20 protein-coding genes are annotated in these 24,700 nt (G+C 51.1%); 12 read left to right on the top strand and 8 right to left on the bottom strand.

From position 1 onward, the window contains the following. Positions 1 to 27: 27 nt before the first annotated feature. The 3 genes from fhuF (at position 28) to K1Y77_RS03965 (ending at position 3,713) form a co-directional block, all read left to right on the top strand. On the top strand, positions 28 to 798 hold the full coding sequence (gene fhuF, locus K1Y77_RS03975) for a siderophore-iron reductase FhuF (RefSeq protein WP_264018712.1): 771 nt from the start codon (positions 28 to 30) through the stop codon (positions 796 to 798). A 114-nt stretch (positions 799 to 912) separates the two neighbouring features. Continuing rightward, entirely contained in the window at positions 913 to 1,779 is an 867-nt protein-coding gene (locus tag K1Y77_RS03970) for a LysR family transcriptional regulator ArgP (protein WP_030069862.1), read from the top strand. Positions 1,780 to 1,919: 140 nt separating this feature from the next. Continuing rightward, positions 1,920 to 3,713, top strand: a complete 1,794-nt coding sequence (locus tag K1Y77_RS03965; RefSeq protein ID WP_264018714.1) for a diguanylate cyclase — start codon at positions 1,920 to 1,922, stop codon at positions 3,711 to 3,713. A gap of 22 nt (positions 3,714 to 3,735) precedes the next feature. Here the strand turns inward: K1Y77_RS03965 and K1Y77_RS03960 are convergent, their stop codons facing one another. Then, positions 3,736 to 4,293 (bottom strand): cytochrome b, encoded by a 558-nt coding sequence (locus K1Y77_RS03960; protein ID WP_030069859.1) that lies wholly within the window; start codon positions 4,291 to 4,293, stop codon positions 3,736 to 3,738. Positions 4,294 to 4,423: 130 nt separating this feature from the next. Next, positions 4,424 to 5,296, bottom strand: coding sequence for a LysR substrate-binding domain-containing protein (locus K1Y77_RS03955; protein WP_264018715.1), 873 nt, complete (start codon positions 5,294 to 5,296; stop codon positions 4,424 to 4,426). Between the two features lie 101 nt (positions 5,297 to 5,397). On the opposite strand from K1Y77_RS03955, the gene K1Y77_RS03950 reads away from it, so the two are divergent. Continuing rightward, positions 5,398 to 6,276: a DMT family transporter gene (locus K1Y77_RS03950; protein WP_264018716.1), complete on the top strand. Its 879-nt coding sequence runs from the start codon at positions 5,398 to 5,400 to the stop codon at positions 6,274 to 6,276. Positions 6,277 to 6,356: 80 nt separating this feature from the next. On the opposite strand, the gene K1Y77_RS03945 is transcribed toward K1Y77_RS03950, so the two are convergent. Next, the gene (locus K1Y77_RS03945) at positions 6,357 to 7,796 is read right to left on the bottom strand and encodes a hypothetical protein (RefSeq protein WP_264018717.1); all 1,440 of its coding nucleotides are present in this window, start codon (positions 7,794 to 7,796) and stop codon (positions 6,357 to 6,359) included. A gap of 316 nt (positions 7,797 to 8,112) precedes the next feature. Here K1Y77_RS03945 and K1Y77_RS03940 point away from each other — a divergent pair, with 316 nt between their 5' ends. The 3 genes from K1Y77_RS03940 to K1Y77_RS03930 all read left to right on the top strand — a co-directional run bounded on the left by K1Y77_RS03940 (position 8,113) and on the right by K1Y77_RS03930 (position 12,434). Continuing rightward, positions 8,113 to 8,493, top strand: coding sequence for a septal ring lytic transglycosylase RlpA family protein (locus K1Y77_RS03940; RefSeq protein ID WP_009722293.1), 381 nt, complete (start codon positions 8,113 to 8,115; stop codon positions 8,491 to 8,493). A gap of 191 nt (positions 8,494 to 8,684) precedes the next feature. Further along, positions 8,685 to 9,689 (top strand): NADP-dependent oxidoreductase, encoded by a 1,005-nt coding sequence (locus tag K1Y77_RS03935; protein ID WP_264430450.1) that lies wholly within the window; start codon positions 8,685 to 8,687, stop codon positions 9,687 to 9,689. 264 nt (positions 9,690 to 9,953) lie between these two features. Continuing rightward, entirely contained in the window at positions 9,954 to 12,434 is a 2,481-nt protein-coding gene (locus tag K1Y77_RS03930) for a glucose/quinate/shikimate family membrane-bound PQQ-dependent dehydrogenase (RefSeq protein ID WP_264430448.1), read from the top strand. A gap of 75 nt (positions 12,435 to 12,509) precedes the next feature. On the opposite strand, the gene K1Y77_RS03925 is transcribed toward K1Y77_RS03930, so the two are convergent. Continuing rightward, a complete protein-coding gene (locus K1Y77_RS03925) occupies positions 12,510 to 14,558 on the bottom strand; it encodes a TonB-dependent receptor family protein (protein ID WP_030069846.1) in 2,049 nt (682 codons plus the stop codon). Positions 14,559 to 14,889: 331 nt separating this feature from the next. Here K1Y77_RS03925 and K1Y77_RS03920 point away from each other — a divergent pair, with 331 nt between their 5' ends. Next, positions 14,890 to 15,063, top strand: a complete 174-nt coding sequence (locus K1Y77_RS03920) for a YqaE/Pmp3 family membrane protein (protein ID WP_009722289.1) — start codon at positions 14,890 to 14,892, stop codon at positions 15,061 to 15,063. Positions 15,064 to 15,231: 168 nt separating this feature from the next. Here K1Y77_RS03920 and K1Y77_RS03915 read toward each other — a convergent pair whose 3' ends face one another. Beyond that, a complete protein-coding gene (locus tag K1Y77_RS03915; protein ID WP_030069844.1) occupies positions 15,232 to 15,705 on the bottom strand; it encodes a nucleoside deaminase in 474 nt (157 codons plus the stop codon). A 135-nt stretch (positions 15,706 to 15,840) separates the two neighbouring features. On the opposite strand from K1Y77_RS03915, the gene K1Y77_RS03910 reads away from it, so the two are divergent. Together K1Y77_RS03910 and K1Y77_RS03905 are read left to right on the top strand one after the other, a co-directional pair. Further along, a complete protein-coding gene (locus K1Y77_RS03910; RefSeq protein ID WP_030069843.1) occupies positions 15,841 to 16,056 on the top strand; it encodes a TIGR02450 family Trp-rich protein in 216 nt (71 codons plus the stop codon). Positions 16,057 to 16,278: 222 nt separating this feature from the next. Then, on the top strand, positions 16,279 to 16,485 hold the full coding sequence (locus K1Y77_RS03905; RefSeq protein ID WP_009722287.1) for a cold-shock protein: 207 nt from the start codon (positions 16,279 to 16,281) through the stop codon (positions 16,483 to 16,485). Between the two features lie 216 nt (positions 16,486 to 16,701). Here K1Y77_RS03905 and K1Y77_RS03900 read toward each other — a convergent pair whose 3' ends face one another. Together K1Y77_RS03900 and K1Y77_RS03895 are read right to left on the bottom strand one after the other, a co-directional pair. After that, positions 16,702 to 17,562: a putative RNA methyltransferase gene (locus K1Y77_RS03900; protein WP_264430437.1), complete on the bottom strand. Its 861-nt coding sequence runs from the start codon at positions 17,560 to 17,562 to the stop codon at positions 16,702 to 16,704. A 57-nt stretch (positions 17,563 to 17,619) separates the two neighbouring features. After that, positions 17,620 to 18,378 (bottom strand): helix-turn-helix domain-containing protein, encoded by a 759-nt coding sequence (locus K1Y77_RS03895; protein ID WP_030069839.1) that lies wholly within the window; start codon positions 18,376 to 18,378, stop codon positions 17,620 to 17,622. Between the two features lie 134 nt (positions 18,379 to 18,512). On the opposite strand from K1Y77_RS03895, the gene K1Y77_RS03890 reads away from it, so the two are divergent. Next, a complete protein-coding gene (locus K1Y77_RS03890) occupies positions 18,513 to 21,701 on the top strand; it encodes an acyl-[ACP]--phospholipid O-acyltransferase (RefSeq protein WP_264430434.1) in 3,189 nt (1,062 codons plus the stop codon). Positions 21,702 to 21,756: 55 nt separating this feature from the next. Here K1Y77_RS03890 and K1Y77_RS03885 read toward each other — a convergent pair whose 3' ends face one another. Continuing rightward, the gene (locus tag K1Y77_RS03885) at positions 21,757 to 23,487 is read right to left on the bottom strand and encodes a mechanosensitive ion channel family protein (RefSeq protein ID WP_264430433.1); all 1,731 of its coding nucleotides are present in this window, start codon (positions 23,485 to 23,487) and stop codon (positions 21,757 to 21,759) included. A gap of 273 nt (positions 23,488 to 23,760) precedes the next feature. Between K1Y77_RS03885 and K1Y77_RS03880 the strand changes: the two genes are divergently transcribed. Then, positions 23,761 to 24,642, top strand: a complete 882-nt coding sequence (locus tag K1Y77_RS03880; protein WP_264430430.1) for a pirin family protein — start codon at positions 23,761 to 23,763, stop codon at positions 24,640 to 24,642. Positions 24,643 to 24,700: the final 58 nt, after the last annotated feature.

Here is a 24,700-nt window from a genome sequence, read left to right as displayed (position 1 = left end):
TCTTTTTTCACGCGGAGGAGGCTAGCAATGACCCAAGCCCTGCGCCAACATGACAGAACCTTGCCGTTAACACTAAAAGACTGTTATCAGGGGCCATTAGCACATTTCACGCCACCCTTCATTGGAGATGTAGCGCCTTCTCGGGCTATCAAAGCATCACGATGGCAAAGTGCTGAGCTACTTGAACAAGATATAGCACGGTATGCCGAGCGCTATCCTGGTGGCGATCTGCGCGCTATTACCTCGCTGTGGTCGAAATGGCATTTTAGCGCAATGGCTATCCCCACTCTCGCCGCTCATCTGCTGCTTAATCGTGACTTACCCGTTGGCTTGGATGACGTGCAGGTGATCGTAAACGACCACGGCTGTACCCAAGGGCTATGGCTCCCCCATGAGGGCAAAAAGTTCTGCACGCTGGATACCAATGAACGCTTTGCTACGCTGATAAACCAACATTGGGAGCCGCTCATCGAACGCCTATCAGCCATCTCAGGAGCAGCCCCTCGCGTCTTCTGGAGTAACGCCGGAGGCTATGTAGATTACTATGTTAACGCCTTAGCTACTCACCCGTTAGTGAATCAAGGCGCCCTAACCGCCACCCGCACACTGCTAACGTCACGCACTTTGAACGGCCAACGCAACCCACTATTTGAGCCGGTACGCACCTATCAGCCTAAAGACAGCGAAGCGTTAAAACGGGTACGTAAGCTATGCTGCCTGCGCTATCTATTGAATGATTTTGAGGTGTGTAGCAACTGCCCCTTAGAAGGCTGTGATCGCGTTGCCCGCCATCGATGAGCAACTAAAGGCATGCCATCGCCCATAACTATGTGTCTCTATTGAGCGACTGCTATTTTGCTTAATTCTTTGGTTTTGATTAACGTTTATGATTGCGCATAAACGGGTTACTACATGTTTGACTACAAGCTCCTCCATGCCTTGGCCACTGTGGTAGAGTGCGGTGGTTTCGAACGAGCAGGCGATGTATTAGGGCTTTCTCAATCAGCCGTCTCTCAACGTATAAAAGCACTAGAAGTACGCCTGGGCCAGCCTGTATTAATGCGCCACCCTAAGCTTTCCCCCACCCCTGCGGGCCAGCGGCTACTTACCCACTACCAGCAAGTACAGCTGTTGGAGCGCGACCTACATCAGACGTTACCTACCCTAGATAACGCAGCAGCCCGATTACGAATCGCGATCAATGCTGACAGTGTGGTGACATGGTGGGCATCCGCCGTGACAGACATTTGCCAGACCGAGGGCGTATTGCTCGATTTAGTGATTGAAGATCAAGAGGTTGGGCTTAAGCGTCTGCGTGATGGTGATGTGGCTGCCTGTCTTTGTTCCACTCCAACACCTATTGCAGGTGCGCGATGTATTAAAGTGGGCGAAATGCATTATCAACCTCTAGCTTCTCCTGGCTACGTGGCGCGCTACTTTCCGGAAGGGCCATCCGCTGGAGCATTTCAACGGGCTCCTGCGATTGTCTTCGGCCCACATGATCAGCTTCAGCACCGTTTTTTGGCCCAGTGTGGCTATCACGGTCACTTCCCCTATCACCTTTGTCCTTCATCTGAAGGATTTGTACGCCTTGCCTCAGCGGGCATTGGCTACGGTATGGTGCCCTCGCTCCAGGCCGCTGAACAGCTACAAAGTGGTCAACTTGTCAGTATTGCGCAGGGGCATTCGCTTACGGTGCCGCTTTATTGGCATTTTTGGCGGCACAGTGGCCTGTTAGTTCAGCGACTAACCGAAAGTCTGAACTGCCTCATGCTTTAGCCTCATTGTCAGACTGTCGCTCTGAAAGGCGTCTACACTTGGCTTAGGAGGAAATTCTGTCCAAGGCTGGCAAGGGAACCTAGGCGTTAAGACCTAGCAGAAATAAAACCCAACGCAAAAAAAATAACATAGCGATATTTATGGATGCTTATTGTTGGCTAAAGCGCCTTCCGGCAGGTTTGTTAGTGCTTATTATTAGCTGGCATACTCAGAGTAGTGCGGCCGCCACAGTGGTCGTCTCGTCTGAGCAGGCGCGTTACGATTTAAATGAAGTAAGCGGTTACTGGCATACTTCAGAACCGTTAAATCTGGATGACGTTTTAGCGTTATCCCCCTCATTCCAACCTGTCCGTCAGACCTCTGACTTACATTTCGGCTATACCCAAAACGACACGTGGCTAAAAACACAGCTTCATAATTCGTCCCCACTCCCCACTACTTGGATGGTTAAGTTTGAGTACCCATTTTTAGACCATGTAACACTCTATACGCTGCGCGATGGCTCGAGAGATGTTCAGCACAGCGGGAGCGCTGTGCCAATTGATGAGCGATCAATTGCCCATCGTCAGGCTGTTTTTCCACTACTACTGGCTGGCGGTGAGACCGTAACGCTTTATACCAAAGTGAATGCCACAGGTAGTAAGTTTCTAAGCTATAGCCTGATGACACCAGATGCTTTTTACACCCAGAATGATCGTCACAACTTCTGGCTAGCCACCTACTTTGGCATGCTGCTAGCGCTAAGTGTTTATAACCTACTGCTATTTTTTGGGTTAAAAGAACGGGTATTTCTCTACTATGCTCTCTTTGCCTTCGGGTTTACGCTGGCGATCTTGACATTCAATGGGATTGGCACACTGATGTTTTGGAGCTTTCTGGGCGATAACACTGCACGCCTAGTTGCGATTGGCTTTACGTTTGCTTCTACAATGGCAACCCTGTTCACTCAAAGCTTTCTCAACACAGCTACTTACTGCCCACGCTGGCACCACACCATCACGCTATTTCGCGGCTACTGCTATTTAGCGCTAATAGCGGTGATATTTTTGCCTATTCAACCCGCCCTGCGCTTAATGGATATCACAGGGTTTACAGCTTCATTGTTAATGCTAGCCTGCGGTATTTATTGCAGCTGGCACCGCGTGCCTAGCGCTCGTATTTTTGTACTTGCTTGGTCGATATTTCTATTAGGTGCCGCCGTCTTTGCGCTACGAAATCTTAGTATTCTGCCCGCTAATTTCATTACACTTCATGGAATACAAATCGGCTCTGCTATTGAGATGTTATTGCTATCTTTCGCGCTAGCTGCCCGTTTTAATAAATTAAAATGGCAAAAAGAGCGCGCTCAAGCAGAAACGGTCGCAATGCTAAAAAAGCAGGAAGCGGTTCTAGAAGCCAAAGTAGCTGCGCGTACTCAAGCACTAGAAAAGCTTGCCAATCACGATATGCTCACTGGTTTGCTTAACCGCAACGGCCTAGCACGTTGTGCCGAAGAGGCCCTTGAACGATGTAAACAAACACAGACGCCTTTGGCACTGGTCATGTGTGATCTTGACTGCTTTAAACCTATTAACGACCAGTATGGGCATGAGGTAGGCGACTTTGTTCTTCAGCAAGTGGCTAAACGGCTAGCGCACGTTGCGCGAGAAAGTGACCATTGTGCACGCTTTGGCGGCGATGAGTTTATCCTCTTGCTAGAAGGAATTACTGACCAAACCGCATTAGAGGAAATGCGTAACCGCATCGAACAGGCCATTCGCTCACCCATCAAATTGCCTTGCGGCAGGCTAGTTCACGTCGGTGTCAGCGTAGGGATTAGCTTGAGCAATAAAGATAACGATACGTTAGCCAGCCTGCTTCGCGATGCAGATACCCAGATGTATGCCGTCAAAACCAGCCAAACCACCCGTTATTATGGCTATGGTTCGGCATAATAGTGATGGACATTAAGCTATATTAGTCAAACAAGCTCATACGTTTCATAACGTTATCGCGCTTGATACGCCAATGAAATAGCGCACCCGCAACATGCAACGTAATAAGCACGACTAAGGCCCACCCTAAACGCTCATGCCAAACAAACAGCGTTTGCGAAAGCGCTTCGTTTTTGCCTAACAAGCCTGGCAAATGCCAGTGGAAAAACTCAACAGGAAAGCCGCCAGTAGCGGTGGCTGCCCAACCAATCAGTGGCATAACCACTAACCCCGCATACAGCAAGTGATGCACGCTAGTGCTAACAATCCGCTCGAAGGCATTGAGGGGCGGCTCATGATCAGGCACAACAAAAGCCAGCCGCGTAATGATCCTTAAGGTCATCAGTAGCAGTATCGCCACGCCCAACGTTTTATGGCTGGTGTAAAGCACATTGGTAAGTGTATTCCCAAACAAGGCAACAGTGCGCTCATAGCCCAGGAAGCCAAGCGTCAAGCCACTGGCCAATGACAATAGTACGGCGACTGCCACCAGCCAGTGCAATACTCGGTGTGGATAAATATAGTGATCTAACTCGTGCATTCAAAACTCCTAGCCCAATAGCGTCATGGTAGTTAGCTTAGTTCAGTCAGGTTCGGTTAGAAAAACTAATTATCTACTCCCTCACTGAGGAGCTATAGCTTCCTGTCAACAAATACATCAAAGCAACACCTTATAACGCTTCACTAGGTGCCGCTAGCTGTTCGCGAATCAATTCTGCTAACCGCCGCGCAGGTTCAGAAGGTCGGTGTGGAGCACGATGGAGCGCTAGTTCAATCATTGGTAAAGCAGGCAGGCCACTGCTTTCATCCAGCGGGCGTAGCGATGGGGTCAACATGCTGCGCGTTACCACCACGACAGCTAACCCCGCTGTTACGATAGGCGCAAGACCCGCCATTGACTGGCTGGTGTAGGCAACGCGCCAATCACGTCCAGCTCCCTGTAACGCCTGCTCAGCCACTTCACGAAAGACGTCAGCACCGGGCGAATAGAGCGCCAGCGGAATAGGGTCGCTCAGTGACGGCTGTTGATGGACACCCACCGCCCATATCAGCGGCTCACGACGAATCACATCACCGCCCGGAGAATTTCGTTGGCGGGTCACTAGCGCCAAGTCCAACTCCGCCGCTTTAACCTGTTCGACCAAGTGAGCACTGGTGCCACACTTTACAGTTAGCCCCACTGCAGGATAAAGCTGATGAAAGTACGCAAATACTGATGGCAACAGCGACGCATAGTCTTCGGGAATACCCAATGTTAAATCACCCGTTATCTGGCGCGCCTGCATATCGCTCCACGCCTCATCGTTGAGCGCTAATAGGCGGCGTGCATGCGCCAGTAAGCGATCTCCTTCAGGTGTAAAACGTAGTCGCCGCCCCGCTCGCTCATGCAAACTCACCTCAAGCTGCGTTTCTAAGCGCTGTAACTGCATACTCACCGTTGACTGAGTGTACGCCAACCGTTTTGCCGCCGCCGTAACGCTACCGGTATCGGCAATTGTCACTAGCGTACGCAATAGCGTTAAGTCAAACGTCGGTGCACGCATACATCACCATTATTGATAAGAATCATCATATAAGATTGATATTGTGATGAATGTTTTCTGAGTATGCTGCGCGTCTCAGGTTTAACGCAAGGAGAGACGCCATGTATCCCGCTCATTCCCCCGTTGTCATATCACCAAGGTACAGCGTGTGTGCAGCGCTGGTAGCGGTGATTTTATGGAGCATAGCGCCGCTATTAGCAGAATTGGCGCGAGATACCTCCCCGCTTCAGCTCACCGCCCTGACCTTGTTGGCAGGTGCACTTGCAACATTGCCACTAAGCCGTCGAGTCAATATCGCGGCTTGCCGACTTCGTTGGCAAATGAGCGTATGGCTTGGGCTGCCACTGTTGATTGTCGGCGCTGTTAGCAGCTACTACATCGGTATGCGCTTAGCACCCGCTGCAGAAGCTGCGTTAATCACTTACACCTGGCCTGTGCTGTTTGTGCTGTTAAGCCAATGGAGTCGGCTTGGCCGCCTGCATATCGCAAGCGTAACAGGCGCGCTAATCGCTTTTTCTGGCGCGGCTATTTTATTACTTCCTCAAGCTTTAAATGGTGGCTTTGGTGGGGCTGCTTCAGGGTATGGGTTAGCACTACTGGCTGCTTGCTGCTGGGCGCTCTACTCATGGTTGGGGCAAGTCGCCCCCGTATCACTGACACCACTACTCCCGCGGTTATTAATGATTGCTTGTGCGGTTGCCACCTGCGCCAGCTTGATAATGGAAGGAAGCTTCACACTACCCCAAGGTGAGGCGCTGTTAGCAGGCATTGCTCTCGGACTTGGGCCTTACGGCATTGCTATGGTGGCGTGGGACAAGGCACTACGTTTTGGCCAAGCCAGCCTCGTAGGTAGCCTTGCTTATGGTGTGCCGATCTTAGCGGCACTACTGCTGGTACTGGCAGGCGTCAGCGTATTCGACTGGCGACTGCCAACGGCAGCTTTTTTGGTCGTCGTGGGCTGCCTAAAAGCCAGCCGTTGAGAGCTAATGGTAGAGTAACAACCAACAACGCCCTTGCTGCAATCAACAAGGGCGTTGTTTACCAGATAACGTGAGCTGAATTAAGCGTCAGGCTGCATTTCTGTCGGCTCGGCGCTGACCTGCAGCTCAAACATACCACTGCCGCTAACAGCGAAGCCACGTGCAATAACGGTGTAGGTACCCGGTAAAAGCGCTTGCTCTATGCGCGAGTCAGTACCACTACCACCGTCATCATCACTATAAGAATCGCTTTCACCATAAAGCTCCAAGTACGTATCAAAATCAGTTGAACGCATATTTAGCGTCACTAGCGAGCTTTCTTCTAAGGTGAGTTCATAAGTCAAAGGCTCGCCGCTATACCAGCCATTAAGCGTTTCATTCGGCGTTAACTCACCTTCATTACGTAACTCTACACCGTCCGGTAGTTCACGTGGTTCTACCGAAAGCGTGAACAAACCGCTATCAGAGCCATATGCCGTACGGGCTGTTAACTGATAACTACCTGGCGCTAAGAAATCGGCAATACTGGCGTCCAGGTTACCGGCACTGTCGTCATCTTCGCGGAAATAACCATTAGGCCCTTCCAACACTAGGTAAGCATCAATATCGCTTGAACGCATATCGATTTGATACATACCGGCGTCTTCGATTTCAAGCTGATAACTCAGCTCCTGCCCACTAAACCAACCGCTCAATGTATCGTTGGGCATAACGGTACCATCGTTGCGTAGCTCGCCATCACCTGGTAATTCGCGCGGTTCGGCAGTCAACGTAAATAGGCCACTGCCTTCACCGAAGGCCGAACGTGCGATGATGGTGTAATCACCAGGAGCAAGAAAATCTGAAATCCGTGCGTTTAAGTTGCCAGCGCCGTCATCATCTTCTCGGTAGTAGTTGTTAGGGCCAGATAACTCTAAATACGCGTCAAATTCATCAGCACGCATCTCGATTTGATACATGCCAGCTTCTTCGACAGTGAACGTTACTTCCCGCGACGAGCCATCTAACCAGCTATCCACCGGCGTACCAACAGCCAGCGTATCAGAGTCGCTCAGTTCAATCGTGCGGCTATTAATAGTGAATGGACCATAGCTACGTGCATCTGCACCGCTGACGATCACCACGTATTCACCATCTTCCTCAACATGGTGGCGCACGGCTTCTGCGCTCTCTAGCAGTTGCAGCTGGTCGTCATAAAGAGCCACTAACCCTTGCAACGCTCCGCTAAGAGAAATTTCAACTAATGTGTCCTCTTCAAGGCTAATGGCATAGCGTAAATAGCGGCTACCATCATTACCATTTAGCTCACCTGACGAGGTAAGTTCCCCCCGTGTGCGCTCGCCTAGCGTGATGCTATCGAGACCAGCTAATGCTTGGGAAACCTGTCCCTGTTCCGCGCTAGTAGATTCTTCAGCGACTGCCGTTGCTGTAAAAAAGGGCGCTGTCTGGGCAGCTAAAAAACCAGCAGCAACCCCGCCTGCAGCAACCAAAATCAGCGTTAGAGAAGAGGACTTGGCCATAGGTGCATCCTTGTTCATTGGCTAAAATTTAAAACTGAGCGTGTGCTAATTATATGGTGCTTACCTGATTAAAGTGAGCGTTTATCTGAAATTTACATTAGACCTAAAATACTGCCTAGTTATAACAGACACACTTTGTTAACTTGCTGAATTGCAACGATACTAAATAAAGTTGCAAAAATTCATAATTTAGAAGCCAATTGCGCCGATCTTCGTAAAGCTTGCCGTATCAAAAGGAGCACGTTACTATCAAAAGATATGTTCGGTAACACACCGACATGGACAGAATTTGCACTAGGTAAACTGAGGCACTCCAATGGGAGCATCTAAACGTTTCATCCGAACGAGTTGTGCCGCGGCATTACTCATCTTCTTTACTGCTAGTCATGCATTTGCCATTGATATCGAAATTCGTGAAGGAGTTGCTTCCTTCTATAGTGACCGTTTTCAGGGTTCTCCCACCGCCAGTGGTGAACCATTCGACCAACAGGCCCTGACGGCAGCCCATCCAACGCTTCCTTTTGGCACCAAAGTGCTGGTAACTCGCCCTGATACCGGCCAGGAAGTTGAAGTCTTGATTAATGATCGCGGCCCCTTTGTTAAAGGCAGAATTATTGATCTTTCAAAACGGGCAGCTCGTCAACTCGGCATGATTCGACGTGGCGTTGCGCCCGTCATGATTACCCTGGTCGATTAACGGATAACACACCCGCAAGCGTGTGATACCCCTTAAACAAACAGTGTAGAAGAATTGGAGTAATTGAGAGCGGCTCACAAGAGCCGCTCTTTTTATTGCGCTGAAAAATTATCTTTTAGCGAACTTGAAAGCACGCTAACGGTCTCTATGCTGCAAGGAGATTTTCTAAATCACACATGCAGGAGGCGCCCATGCAATCTCGCTTTTTTACGTTAACCCATTACCCCACTGGCTTACCTAAGCGCGAATTTTTTTCGCTAGAAAGCCAGGAACTCCCTGACCTTGGCGAAGGTGAAGTGAGAATTCGCAATCGCTGGCTATCCGTTGACCCTTACATGCGCGGTCGGATGACAGGGTTGCGCACCTATGTAGCACCTTTCGAATTGGGCAAACCAATGGAGGGCGGCGCAATTGGCGAGGTCATTGCGTCTAACCACCCAAAAATTAAGGCAGGCGAAAAAGTCAGCCACATGGGCGGTTGGCGTGATATCGCACAGGTGCCGGGTGATAGTGTCACCGCGCTTCCTAACAGTGACGTGCCTGAACAAGCCTATTTAGGCGTGTTAGGCATGCCAGGAATGACCGCATGGACAGGTTTGAACCTTATTGCCGAATGCAAACCTAGCGATAACGTACTAGTAAGCGCTGCCAGCGGTGCCGTGGGTTCGCTTGCTGTACAGCTGGCTAAAGCAAAAGGTTGCCACGTAGTTGGCATTGCTGGGGCTGCTCATAAGCTTGCGTGGCTTGAATCACTGGGTGTTGAGCCGGTTAGCTATAAAGACCGTAGCACCCAGGAGCTAAGCGACGCGATTAAGCTTGCTAGCCCTAATGGCATTGATGTGTATTTTGAGAATGTTGGTGGTGTCTGCCTAGAAGCCGCATTAAGTCAGCTTAATGACGGTGCGCGCATTGCTGTATGTGGCATGATCGACAGCTATAACGCCGAAAAACCAGCGCCAGGGCCAAGCAACCTTTCACAGCTGGTCGTACGTAAAGCGAAAATGCAGGGCTTTATTGTCGCCGACCACTGGTCCAGCTACCGCTATTTCCTCAACGAAATCGCTCCCCAGGTAGCACAGGGTAAAATCGTTTATAAAGAAACTGTCAAAGAGGGGTTGGAAAGCACACCCGATGCCTTCCTAGCACTTTTTGAAGGCGGAAACACCGGCAAAATGCTGGTTAAACTCACTGATTAGCCAATACTTGCGTTAAGTTAAAATACTTCCATTCTCCCCTCTCTATCCACAAGCCGCGCTATGGTAACTAGCGCGGCTTGTTAGTTCATGCCAGTCCTTAGCCAGCAAACAATTAGACCAAAAGCGAATTGACTATTAATATTGCCAATAAATGGCGCGTGTTTTAACCCATTATTACTGCCAATGGGTTAGGGCACGCAGTAAATTCGTCGCTTTGCTAATGTCACCAAGCGACCTCAATGCACTGTTAATAGAGGCTTTCTCATGGATGAATACACGCGTGCCCGCAATAAGTGGCCAGCGCTACTGCTCGGCCTATTATTCGCGATAGCTGGTATTGCATTAACCATCGGCGGCGCTAGGCTGCTTAGCCTGGGCGGTAGTGCTTACTATATCATCGCTGGGGTGAGTGTTTTTATTGTTGGTGTACTGCTGGCTATGCGCAAAGGTGCTGCGCTATGGCTGTATGCGCTGACTCTTTTCGCCACGCTCGTTTGGGCGCTTTGGGAGGTGGGACTCGACTGGTGGCAGCTGGTTCCCAGGGTTGCCATTGTCTGTTTAATTGGCATTATTTTACTGCTTCCCTGGTGGCGAAAACCGCTACATTCACGCGGCGGCAGCCTAGCGCTGGCGGCAAGCATTGCAGCAGCGATTATTGTGGCCATTGCTAGCCAATTTAGCTATCCAGGCACGATAAAAGGCACAATTGAATCGGCCAATAACGCTGCCGAAGTAAATCCCGCACAGGTTGCAGACAGTGACTGGCCCGCTTACGGAGGCACCAATGCAGGCACGCATTATTCCTCGCTAAGCCAGATTACTCCCGACAATATAGGCGAACTGGAAGAGGTATGGCGAATTCAAACCGGTGATGAACCCGGCCCTAATGCACCGCCTGAAATCACCAACCAAAACACGCCGCTAAAGGTCAACGATAGCCTTTATATTTGTACATCACACAGCCGTGCGATGGCATTGTCGCCCGAAACTGGCGAAACCCTATGGGAGTTTGATCCTAATATTAGCACCATGGGCGCAGAGGACTTTTCCGGATGGGCGCATATGACCTGCCGGGGCTTGGCGTATTACGATGCGGCTAACTATTCCAGCAGTGCTGAAGATTCCACCATCGATAAAGCAGCACTGTATGCCGATGGCAGTCAGTTTGAACTCGACCTAACCTTCTCGCTCACCTCTGAAGAAGAGCCCACTTCTGAGCTACTGAGCGTCACCGACGTCATGTGCCCGCGCAGGCTTTATCTGCCCACCGCGGATGCCCGCCTAATTGCGCTTAACGCTGATACCGGCGAGCGTTGTGAAAGTTTTGGCGTAAATGGTGAAATCGACCTGACTAATAATATTGGCGAATTCAGCCCAGGAGGCTACTACTCGACATCGCCTGCTACGGTCACTGAAAATTTGGTAATTTTAGGTGGTCATGTTACCGACAACAGCTCAACCGACGAACCCTCTGGCGTTATACGAGCGTTTGATGTGCATACTGGTGAGCTGGTATGGAACTGGGACAGTGGAAACCCTGAAGACACCACCCCGCTAGAAGAGGGAGAAACTTATACCCGCGGCTCACCCAACGTATGGGCGCCGATCAGCGCCGATGAAACGCTTGGTCTGGTTTACCTGCCCATGGGTAACGCCACACCCGACCAGTACGGGGCTAACCGCTCTGAAAATGATGAGACCTATAGTGCCGGGCTAGTGGCGCTTAACCTGGGCGACGGCCAAGTGGCCTGGGTGTACCAGTTTGTGCATCACGACTTATGGGACATGGACACGCCCGCCCAACCCGTATTGATTGACTTGGCGACGACAGATGGCACCCAACCAGCCGTCATTCAACCAACTAAGCAGGGCAGCCTGTACGTGTTAAACCGTGAAACCGGCGAGCCGATTGTGCCCATCGAAGAAGTGCCCGCCCCACAGGGAGCTGTTGAAGGCGATTGGACAGCCGAAACTCAGCCTCGCTCAGCGCTGAATTTACTGCCACCGCCACTTACCGAGCGCGACATGTGGGGCGCATCACCCTTTGATCAGATGATGTGTCGCATCCAATTCCGCTCGCTGCGCTATGAAGGCCAGTACACACCGCCTTCACTGCAAGGCAGCATTGTCTATCCTGGCAACGTTGGCGTGATGAACTGGGGTGGCGTAGCGGTAGACCCCGAACGCCAAGCACTATTTACCGGCGCGAAGTACTTGGCGTTTGTTTCCAAACTGATCCCACGCGATGAAGTTGAAGAGAGCCAAGGCTCAGCTAGCGAGCAAGGCTTACAGCCCAACACAGGCGCACCTTATGCCGTCGAACTCGGCCCACTACTGTCAGTACTCGGCCTTCCCTGCCAAGCGCCCTCTTGGGGTGATGTAGCAGGAATCGACCTGCAAAGTAACGAGGTTGTGTGGAAGCACCGCAATGGCACCACCCGCGACAGCATGCCCTTTGACCTACCCATCGCATTAAATGTCGGGGTACCCGCTTTAGGCGGCCCACTGACCACAGCGGGGGGCGTCTCATTCTTAAGCGGCACCCTGGATCAATATCTGCGCGGCTACGACATCACCACTGGCGAAGAGCTTTATAAAGCGCGATTGCCCGCTGGTGGCCAAGCAACGCCGATGACCTACACCGGTGCAGACGGCCGCCAGTATGTGGTCGTTACCGCTGGTGGTCACGGCACCTTCGGCACCAAAATGGGTGACTATGTGATTGGCTATGCTTTGCCGGAATAGCCATCACTTAACGTGATGACGAACGAGAACGGGCGACTCAATGAGCCGCCCGTTTTTTTGCTAGGCAGCCTCTGATTAAAAACTCAGCTCAACGCCGCCATACACACTTCGCCCTGGGGCTGGCTCGTAAAAGCGGCCAAACGTGCCGTTTAAGCGCACATTGGCGTAGTGTTCTTTATCAAGTAGATTGCGCAGACCAAGATAAGCGCTTAGCCGCGTATCCTCGCTTAGCTGCCAGCCATCGCCTACCCGTAGGTTAAGCAGCCAATAGCTATCTACTTCCGTCGCATTAGCGTTATCCGCCACTAAATCACCGATGTATTCGGTTTCCAACGTGGCAAAACGCTGGTCAAGGTTTTCCCAAGTTAATTGATTGACCCACGTCTGCTCTGGCAGCCCAGGGATCCGGTTGCCATCAAAACGCTCGCTAGGTGTTGCAAACTTATCGAATTCATAACGCGCGAGAGTTAAAGCGCTATCCAGACGCCACTGGTCGGCAAGCTGCCAACCCAGCGCTAGCTCAAGACCATCGCGCTGGGTGTCAGCTGCATTCTGATAGAAAGTACGGCCACCTTCATCATAGGGCACCAGCTCATCACGAACGCGGACCGAAAATAGCGCAAGATCGTAATCCATTGCCAATGGCTCAATATAGCCACGCAAGCCTATTTCGCGGTTCCATGCTTTCTGCGGCTCAACGGCAGGATTAAAACCACCTCCAGACGGGTTAGCAAACTCAGCAAACGTAGGTGTCTCGAACGCGGTACTAGTATCAATATACGCTTGGTGCTGCGGGCGGTAACGGTAGCTTAATCCCGCCGAGCCACTCCATTCGTTAAAGGTACGTTTTCCACTTTGATCGCCGTCAGCAAGAAACGTATCGTCAACATCTAGCGCCACCTGATCAAAACGCGCACCCAATGAGAGCGTGACCTGTTCCGAGAGCGCTAAATCTCCTTGGGCAAACACGCCAGCGGACGTCGCAGTTTGAGTTTCATCCGCTAACTGCTCGCCAACAACCCCCTGGGCATCGACATCATTACGAAAACGTTCATCTTCTTGGCGAGCCACATCAACGCCTACAATATAGCTAAGCGGCAGGCTCCCTAACGCTACCTCCTGATGGTATTCAGCGCTTGCGCCCATATAGTCACGCTGATAACCCAAACGACTACTGCCCACAAATGGGAGCTGCTGTTCAAAGTCACGCTGAGCAATAAAGCTTTTAAGATACAGTTCGCCATCACCTGCAGCTAAGTCTTCGTACTGCAAGCCAAGCATCTGCTGATCAACGCTTTGTCCTGCATCCAGCGCGATTGAATTGGGCGCTGCTTGATCACGCCCAGCGGCGACTTCACGGGCATTAAGTGCACCGGGATCTTCCGAACGGGGGTTCTCCAGTAAATTAATAATCGCGGTAACCGCACGCTCACTGCCTAATTCTCGACGTATTTTGGCATTCAGCAAATACTTCTCGGTTGAGCTTTGTTCGCGATAGCCATCAACATTAAGCGCCGTCAGACTAATATGGTGCGACCAATCGCCCTGGACACCACCATTTTGCAGCGCCACTTTTTGATAGCCATCGCTACCTGCACCCATCCGCAGCCGTGTACCAGGATTATCACGCCCATCGGCAGTAGTCACATCAATCACTCCGCCAGCCGCGTTGCCATAAAGCACTGAAGACGGCCCGCGGATCACCTCAATGCGCTCGGCACTATCTAAATCAATGGCATCCAACTGTGCCTGTCCATCCGGAAGCGTATAAGGAATACCATCCACCATGATGGTTATCCCACGCACCCCAAAGGGCGCACGCGCGCCAAAGCCGCGAATAGCAATTCGCTGCCCTTGAGCGAAATTATCGCGGTTTTGCAAAAACACTCCTGGCACGCGGTTAAGCGCCTCATCCAACCTCACACGCTGCTGACCTTGGGCAATCTCTTCGCCCTCTAAAGTAGAAACTGCCGCAGGCGTGGCATATAGCTCGCGGGCTAAACGCGGGGCACTTACTTCTACGGTAGGCAGCACTGCGTCCTCCCCTGCGGGTAATTGCGCCCAAACAGGTGGCGCTAAAACAGCGCTCATAAGTAGCAGTGACGGCGTTAAATAATAACTCATGGCGTCCCTTCCAAACTGAAGTCGATGGGCTTTCTAGCTCTATACATTAAGTAAATATATCTTAAGTACATGAACGATAGCGCAACCATGGAGTCGCACCTAGGTGAAGTTGCACCTAGATCGTATTGATTCGCTAAATCTAATTATTGTGACTACGCTAGAACCAGCAGTTGCAAGACACTGTTGTTAAAGATCCCACATTAAAGAATCTGTGCTAACAACCCGTATTGAAACCGTGATTGATATCTATGCTGTTGATATCTATATGCTTGATATATAAGCACTAACATGTTTCTGTTAATACATAAACTGTGTAAGCAAAGGAGGCTGCATGGCGTTTACCGCAACTGACCCGATCAAGATGATCTTTGCCGTTATTCTGCCCCCACTAGGGGTGTTTTTTGAGGTCGGTTTCAAAGGACATTTCTGGCTGAACATTATTCTGACGCTGTTTGGCTTTGTACCCGGCATCATCCACGCCTTCTATGTCATATTGAAACATTAGACATATTGAAACATTAGACACATTGAAACCCTGGTGCTCTTTTTTGCACCGATTTAACAAACACCGCCTTGTCGAGCACAAGGCGGTGTTTGTCTTTATCGGTCATACATTTATCACCGAACCTTGCCAGCCAATAAAAACCCTGTCCTTCAAAACTCGGCTCTGACGTTATGCATGCAAACGGCGATGCAAGGCATGGACTTGCTCATCCAGCCCAGGCACTGGGCCATCAACAGCCAAATCGGGCACCACCTCATTAATCGATAGCGGAGCGACAGGCGGTGGCGCTACGCCAAGTTCAGCCAGCCATGCACCCAACTGTTCAGAGGAACTGACATAAACGATACGACCTAGCCCTACCCAGCCATGGGCCGCCGCACACATTGGGCAATGCTCTCCTGAAGTGTAAACAGTTGCTTTCATACGCTCTTCAGGCGTCATATGATTCGCTGCCCAGCGGGCCAGGGCAAACTCTGGGTGCTGAGTAGAATCTCCATCGGCAATGCGATTTCGATCCTCGGCCAGTATCTTGCCTTCATCACTTACCAGCACGCTACCAAATGGCTCATCCCCCGCGTTTAAAGCCTCTTCTGCCAAGGCCACAGCGCGCTTTAGGTAGGCCAGTTCATAGTCGGCAACCATAGGATTCTCCTTGTATTGATAATGTGCCGTAGCACCAGAATTACCGCTTCAACGACGCCCTGCTAAAGATACTACTTTTAATAATAAATATTAGACTGGCTCGCCATATAGCCCCCAACTCACAGGAGCATCATCGTGAATAGCCTCAACCCTAGCAAACTTCTCAACAGCAAATGGACTGCCACTCAGCCTCGCCATAAAGAGAAACACTTTATCGTCACAAAACTCCTGCGCAATGAAGAAGAGCAGGTTGTGGAAGTAGTCATTGAAGCTATTCATTCCAACCGTGAGATCATTCTTGCATGGCAAGATTTAAAAGACGCTAGCACATGGAAAATGGGGTGGAAGTAGCCCGGACCATGACACCGCTTCTAGAAAATATTCATAAAAGGCTTTGACTCGAAGGAAAAATCATGTCACTGTAGCGTCAGTTGGTTAGCAAGCAGCATGGTTTCAGAAGTGTACGATCTATTTCGGCAGCCTGATATTGTATTCCTTGTTTCACCCGCTACTTTTCATCTGGGTAATACCAGGAATTTTATTACGGCGCATTAGCGCGAAAGGATCTACATCATGGCAACTGGCACAGTTAAATGGTTTAACGACACTAAAGGTTTTGGTTTCATCGCTCCTTCTGACGGTGGCGACGACCTTTTTGCTCATTTCTCTGAAATTCAGTCTGACGGTTTCAAAACCCTTCAAGAAGGTGCTAACGTTTCTTTTGACGTTACCCAGGGTAAGAAAGGCCTTCAGGCTTCTAACATCAAGCAAATGTCCTAAGCCTTAACGGTTTAAGAATTTGCTCGAACCTTAACCGGTTCGGATAACAAGGCCCGCTTATGCGGGCCTTGTTGCGTTCATGGGTTAAGAATAAAAGAGAGTGACATTGAGACAGTACTTGAAAAAGTACTTGAAAAAGTACTTGAGAATGTAATTGAGAGAGTGCGATTAGATTTTTTACACTCTCTTTTTTGCTACCCTTCTTATGCCCGCCCCTTATGACCGCTCATATATCATTAGCCTGGCATCCACCGTCAGCGTTAACGCATCCAGCGCCGCTGCACGTGCTCGGCCTTCCTGACTGGCGCGGTATAGATGTGGCGTCATCGCTAATAAATCACCAATCGAGTCTTGCCCTTCCAACGCTATTTGATAGCTAAGTGATTCCGTCTGCAACTGAACAAAGCCCTCCGGCACCTTCCGTTCGCTTGTCGGGTCTGGCTTAAGCGTGGGATAAATCACCTCTCGCAGCTCACGCAAGTGCCCTGCCCCTGCTTCAACCTGTACCAACAGGCCACTCGGCTTTAATACCCGCGCAAATTCGTGATGCACTGGAAAGCCAAACATACATAGCACACTATCGAGCGTTGCCGTTTGCACTGGCAAGTGAGCATTACTACCAACGACCCAACTACAATGCGGCATTTTTTTATCGTCTTGCTTGGCTGCCGCCAGCACTGCCCATTTGGAAATATCTAATCCCACCAGTGACAGTGGCCGCGAATTCAATGCAGCACGGGATAGCTCACGCAAGTAATAGCCTTCACCGCAGCCAGCATCCAGGCAGCCAAACGAGCTGGCAGACCGAACCTCAGCATGGCTTAACAGATGTTTGCTTACGGCCTGAGCAATAGGCTGATAATAACCAGCCTCAAGAAAACGCTGCCTTGCCGCCACCATCGGCTTACTGTCGCCGGGGTCGGTGGAACGCTTTTGCTGCACTGGAAGCAAGTTGACGTAACCTTGCTTGGCAACATCAAAGCTGTGCCCAGCAGCGCAGCGCCAAGCACTGCCTGCCAGATGAAGCGGCTCACCATCTAGCGGACAGGCCAGCGCTTGAAAAGGAGTGCTATTCATAACAATGTAAGCTCATAAGATGTGTACTTTTAAGGTATTCGGTAATAAAAACAGTTTTTATAGACTTTTAGTTTGCTGGTACGACCCGCGAGCAACATCTTTAAACAGCGTTGACTGCCATTGCCGAACAGCCAGTACCGAGGTAGTGCCAAAGCGCTGATGAATGGGCAACCCGCTTTCCCGTTCACACAGGGCGTGAAATTCTTTCGCCAGCCGCTGCATCGTTTGCTGCCATTCCGCATTGCCCGCATGGGAAAGCAAGCCATTCAGTACCATCAGCTTTTCGCCGTCACTATCGAAATGGGAGTGAAAAAACTCCGTGGCAATATATTGCTGGAAAAAACGTTGAATAGGCCCCCCAGGGCGCCAGCGAAAATTCGCGGCCACACGCCGCCGGATTCGATTACCCGGCAACAGGTCAATCAACTTTAGTCGCTCTAGCGCCAGTAGCTGGCGAGTACACTGCGCCTCGCTGAGCTGGTACTGATGATGAATTTCATCAAACCGATAGCCGTTAATCACACACACAGCGACCAAAAACAGCTCACGGTCATCGACAATGCTCTGCTCTTGCGCCTGGGTTAGCTCCTGTAAACGATGCGCTTCTTCTTGCATGGCTTGCACCAGCTCGGAAAATTCCAGGTTAAGCTGGTCGCAAATGCACTCTAACCGCTCTAAGGTGATGTGCTGTTCAGCGAACAGTCGCTTGACCGAGGCCTCGCTTAACTCAAGCCATATCGCCACATCCGCATAGGTTTTACCCTGGGAACGCAGCTGACGCTTTAAGGTATCGATAAGTGCTCTTGTCTGAGACACATGACCTCCAGACACATAAAGTAGCGTATAACGATACCTTAAAGCCCAAATAACACAACTTTAACCACCAGAGTTGCAACATTAGCTCCATTTACCGAAAGTGCCCTAACTTCTGGTTTACAAGGCGTCATTTCATGCAACCTTTACTACGCATCGCGGGCGTCTGGCCCTATCTGATTGCCATTTTCTTAAATGCCTTTGTGGATTTAGGGCATAAAATTGTTATTCAAAACACGATTTTTAAAAGCTACGACGGTGAAACCCAGGTGGTACTCACGGCACTGGTCAACGGGCTTATCCTTTTGCCGTTTATTTTACTCTTTAGCCCAGCAGGCCATGTGGCAGATAGCTACCCCAAAGTGCGTATTCTACGGGTTTCCGCCTGGGCCGCCGTTGCTGTTTCACTGGGCATCACCGCCGCTTACTACCAAGGCTGGTTTTGGCTGGCGTTTGCCATGACGCTGGTGCTGGCGATTCAGTCGGCCTTTTACTCCCCTGCCAAATATGGCTTGGTGATAGGACTGTTTGGCAAGCCTCGCTTGGCAGAAGCTAATGGGCTTATCCAGGCCATCACCATTGGTGCCATTTTGGCGGGCACCGTGGCCTTTACCGCCTTGTTTGAAAGCTGGATTTTACCCAGCGCCCAAACACCCGGCGAGCTATTGCACAGCATTGCGCCGCTGGGCTGGCTGCTGGTATTGAACAGCATCATCCAAGTGGCAGCACTTTATCGCCTGAAGCTGGATAACACGCAGCCCTCGACGACCCCGCTCACTTGGCAACGCTATATCAAAGGCAGCGCACTGAAAGACAACCTGAGCATTCTTGGCCGCCAGCCGGTGCTACGGCTGTCAATCATCGGCCTTGCGACCTTCTGGTCGGTGGGCCAAGTGCTGCTCGCCGCATTTCCCGCCTATGCCAAAGACGCACTCAGCATTGATAACACCTTAGTGCTACAAGGGATTCTTGCCGCTAGCGGTATTGGGATTGCCCTGGGGTCATTACTGGCCAGCAAGCTGTCTCGTAACCGCATTGAAACCGGTTTAATTCCATTAGGTGCTGTCGGCGTTGCGATTGGTCTGTGGTGCCTGCCACTGCTCACCACACCCATTAGCCAAGCGATGAACTTTGTGTTGATTGGCATGATGGGCGGGCTATTCATTGTACCGCTCAATGCACTGATTCAATTTCACGCGGCAGACCATGAGCTAGGCACTGTGCTGGCTGCCAACAACTGGATTCAGAACCTCTCCATGCTGGGCTTTCTGGCGCTCACTGCGCTGTTCGCCTTAGCGGGTGTGGATAGCCACTACCTGTTACTGATCGTGGCAAGCGTTGCCATGGTGGGCGGTGGTTACACCATTTTCAAACTGCCCCAAAGCCTGGTGCGCTTTCTACTCAGTTTTCTGCTAACCCGTCGCTACCGTGTCGATGTTCATGGGCTCGAAAATTTACCCGCCCAAGGCGGCGTGCTACTGCTCGGCAACCATATCAGTTGGGTAGACTGGGCAATGGTGCAAATTGCTAGCCCCCGCCCCGTGCGCTTTGTCATGCTGAAAGATATTTATCAGCGCTGGTACTTACGTTGGTTTTTTAAGGCGCTGGGCTGTATTCCTATCGAACGGGGCGCTGGTGCCGATAATGCCTTAGCCGCCGTTGCCGAACAGCTGAATAGCGGTGAAGTGGTATGCCTGTTCCCCGAAGGCGCGATTAGTCGCAACGGCCAGCTAGGTGAGCTACGCCGAGGCTACGAACGTGCCTGTAAGCTGGCAAACCCAGAGGTACGTATTGTGCCGTTTTACCTGCGCGGACTGTGGGGCAGCCAGTTTTCACGCTCATCTAGCAAACTCAAAGAGCTGCGTAACGCGCCTCTCCATCGCTCAGTCGTCGTTGCATTTGGCAAGCCGCTGCCTAAAGACACCCCTGCGGACGTGCTTAAACGGCGCATCTTCGAACAAGCCACCAACTCGTGGCAACATGCTATTGATGAACTGCCCTCGCTGCCCGACGCCTGGATTCGTAGCGTGAAGCGTAACCTCGGCGCACAAGCACTCACCGACACCCTTAGCCCTCCGCTAACAGCAGGCCAAGCGCTTACCGCCAGCCTGCTTATTGCAAAGCGTATTCACACGCTAACCCCAGAGCAAAACGTGGGCCTACTGCTGCCCAATAGCAGCGTGGGTGCACTGGCCACTATGGCAACCCTTCTCGCTGGAAAAACGCTGATCAACCTCAACTATCATGTTAACGACAGTTTCAATGACACTCCTAACGACAGCCACAATAACGCCTCGAACAACACTCTATTGTCTGCGGCACTCACCCAAGCCAACATCGACACCGTGTTTACCTCGCGCCACTTTGTCGAAAAACTCCAGCAGCAAGGGCTAAACGTCAGTTCACAGCTGGCAAATACTCAGACAATTTACCTGGAAGACCTGCAAGCCGGTATCCACCGCCATGAACGCGTCAGCACTTGGCTTGCCGTTCGCCTGCTGCCTGCGTGGCTACTTCAGCGTCTTTACTGCCGTAGTAGAGATGCCGATACCACCGCCGCCATTGTGTTTTCAGGCAAAAGTGAAGGGCAACCTAAAGGCGTCATGCTGAGCCACCGCAACCTGATGGCCAATATCAAGCAGACCTCCGATGTGCTTAACACCCAACATGATGATGTGGTGTTGGGCTCGCTGCCTCTGTTTCATGCCTTTGGGCTCACCGTTACCCAGTTGATGCCACTTATCGAAGGCCTGCCGCTGGTCTGCCACGCTGACCCGAACGACACTCCTGGCATTGCCAGCGCTGTCGCCAAGCACAGAGCCACCCTGATGTTCGGTACATCAGACTTTCTACAGCGCTTAAATCACAACCCTAACGTGCACCCACTCATGCTGGAAAGCCTACGAGCAGTAGTTATCAGTGCTGATACCCTAAATGAAAATGCATGTAAGGAGTTTACGCATAAATTCCATAAGCCTATTTATACAGGCTATGGGGCAACTGAAACCGCTCCGGTGGCATCGGTCAACCTGCCGGATTCGTTGGGCGCTCATTACCAGAAAATACAGCAAGGCAGTAAAGCAGGCACTGTGGGCATGCCACTCCCCGGCACCAGCGTTAAGATCGTTGAGCCGGAAAGCTTTGCGGAACAGCCTACCGGAGAAGCAGGCATGATTTTGATCAGCGGCCCCCAATTGACGCAGGGCTACCTAAACGACTCGAAACGCACCGCCGCCGCCATTAAAGAACTCGACGGTCAACGTTGGTTCGTCACCGGCGATAAAGGGTTTATCGACGAAGATGGATTTTTGACACTTTGTAAATAAACACTGAGCGATAGAACTGATAAAAGCAGCGGCACTTGCCGCTGCTTAATGTCTATTATTCAGACGGTTTTTCAGCAGAACTATCCGCTTCCCGCGAACGCTTACCTTGCCCTTCTCCGCGTGCAATATCTTCATGGCTGATAACCATGATTTCTCTTGGCCACCACTCTGGATGGTTATCGCGGATAAAGGCTAGCAGCTTCTCGCGCAGGTTCATCTCAGCGGTCCAGCCCGCCATGGGGTCAGATGTCATTAAATAGCAGGTGATGGTTTGGGCCGTTCCCGTTTGTGCCGTCACGTAACAGAGCAGCTTATGGTGTTCAACAACGTTCTCCTCCTCTTTGGCAAATTCGAGGAATTTATCTCTTAGCAATCCTATATCAGCACTTAGGTGAAGCGTCAGCACCAAGGATCGGTACAGCTTGGTGCTCTTCACTGACAAGTTATCGAAAGGCTTAGAAGTGAAGTAGGTGACAGGCACAATCAAGCGTCGTTCGTCCCATGATCTCAGTCGAATATAGGTATAAAAGATCCCTTCGACATAACACCACTCTCCTTCAAAGACCACCAAGTCGCCGATACGGATAGGCTTGGCAAGCGATAACTGAAACGAGGAAAGAATATTGCCAAGAACCGTTTGCCCCGCCACACCCACTAATACTGCCAATACGCTGGCAGACGCTAGAATAGACAAGCCAAGAGTCTCGAAAAGCTGAACTTGGCCTAGGATGTAGATAGATACACCGGTTACAGTGATCAGAATAATGGCGCGGCGCAATGCATATAGCGAGGTTAGCAGCCGTCGCTGATCTTTAGGCTTCGTGTCATCAATTTCCCCCACCAAGCGTCGCGTTAAACGCAGCATAATCGTATCGACAAAACGCAACGCAATAGTACCTGCACCCCAGGCCATAATAGAGATCAACAGCACGCGGAACGTTGTCGTCGCAATAGCGGAAAACGACACCACGTAGTCCAGCAGCATCTGCGTTACCAGCGACATAACAATCATCGCCATGGGCACGCCAATTTGATCGGCAAAAATAGTAGACACGCCAGAAGGCAGGATGCGAGCTACTAGCCCAACGAAGTAATAAGTGACCACTCCCACCGTACCAATGGCGATTAAAAAAATCGGGATTGCTAACCACTCCCAGATTTTTAGCATGCCAAACGATGCTTTTAATCGTTCGGGAATATAGCGTTCCAGCATTGAAGGTCCGTACTCTTCGTAGAGAGTCGGAATAAACGTCACGCTCTCTGGCATGACTAACCACACTGGATCTTCTTCACCCACGCGGTAGCGCCCCAGCCGAACATCGTAGGCTTGGTCGTCTGCGGTTAGGGCTGCTAGTTCAATATTGCGCTGCGGCTCTCCTGCCTGCGGGTTCTGCCCGGAAGGGTCTTCTATCACCGCGTCTTGACGGCCGGACATATTAGATGCATCCAACCACTCACCACGTTTTAATACCTCAGACAATTGTTTAGCAAGCTCGGCTCCCTGAGCCTGCTGTTCGCCTGGATCAATATCGTTGAGGTTAAGCAAATGCGCGGCTGCGGCGTAATCCTCGCTTTCGGTGAACGCTAAAAAGCTGCGAACCATTTCCCGTGGCGACATCCGCCCAACATCCTCAGGCACATCGCCTAGCCCTGTGTTAAGCGAATCAATGGCGAACCATCGCTTATCCTCGCTCTCATCTCCTTGAGTTTGCGCTGTGCAGACGCTGGAAAGCACCAAAGTGACAACCAGCACAGCCCACACAGGCCACGAGCTGTTTTTTTTCATACCAACCTTGTCATTAAAATAAGTGAGCCAAACAACCAGCCACCAACTGGCGCAAAAACCGCCAGCCCTGCGTTGAACACAGTGCCTCCATGTCAGTGGTTGACCAAAGTACAGACTACGTTCTTCAATCAAGCAAGCAAGCAAGCACCTAGTGTTCCAGCACTGCAACTCTGCGCCTCAGATTCACTATCTATTAGTTGCTTCCCCTAATATTAGTTGCTTCCCTTAACGCGTACCCTTATTAACCAACAACGCACTCTGTGAGGAGAAACAATGAAAAAGTTAGTAGGTGTTACCAACGCACCGCACCCTCATTGGGTTGGTGACGGCTTTCCGGCGCGTTCGCTGTTCTCCTATGGCCCGCGTTCTGAACAGTTAAGCCCTTTTCTGCTGCTGGACTACGCAGGCCCTGCAGACTTCACCCCCACGACGCGACCACGCGGTGTCGGCCAGCACCCGCACCGAGGGTTTGAAACGGTCACGATTGTCTATCAAGGGGAAGTGGCGCACCGAGACTCAACGGGCAAAGGCGGCGTGATTGGCCCAGGTGACGTGCAGTGGATGACAGCAGGTGCGGGTATCCTGCACGATGAGTTTCATTCGCCCGCGTTTACAGAGCAAGGCGGCACACTCGAGATGGTACAACTGTGGGTAAACTTACCCGCCAAAGACAAAATGGCCACGCCGGGCTACCAGGCAATTTTTAATGCGCAGATACCTGTCGCAGCATTACCTGATCACGCAGGTAGTGTGCGCGTGATCGCCGGTAACTATATTGATGGCAACCGCGCCGCCCATTCGGGGCCAGCACAGACGTTTTCGCCGATGAACGTGTGGGATGTGCAGTTAAAAGAGGGCAGTAAAACCACGCTAACACAGCCAAGTGGGTGGACAACCCTGCTGGTCGTGCTAAAAGGCACGCTGCAAATTAATGGCGAAGGAGCAATGGGCGAAGCACAAGTAGCCCAACTATCCCGCGATGGTGAAACCTTTACGCTTGACGCCAGTAGTGATGCCACCTTATTGCTGTTAAGCGGAGAACCGCTTAATGAGCCAGTGGTTGGTCACGGCCCGTTTGTCATGAACAGCGAACGTGAAATTATTGAAGCAATCGAAGACGTTAATCGTGGCCGCTTTGGCCAGATGCCAGCCTGATCGTCTTCGCTATTTATTGCGAAAGGTGGTGTTTTTAATTGCGAAAGGTGATGTTTTG

The sequence above is a fragment of the Halomonas qaidamensis genome, from assembly GCF_025917315.1.
Taxonomy (GTDB): Bacteria; Pseudomonadota; Gammaproteobacteria; order Pseudomonadales; family Halomonadaceae; genus Vreelandella; species Vreelandella qaidamensis.
This window is presented reverse-complemented; position numbering and strand designations above follow the sequence as displayed.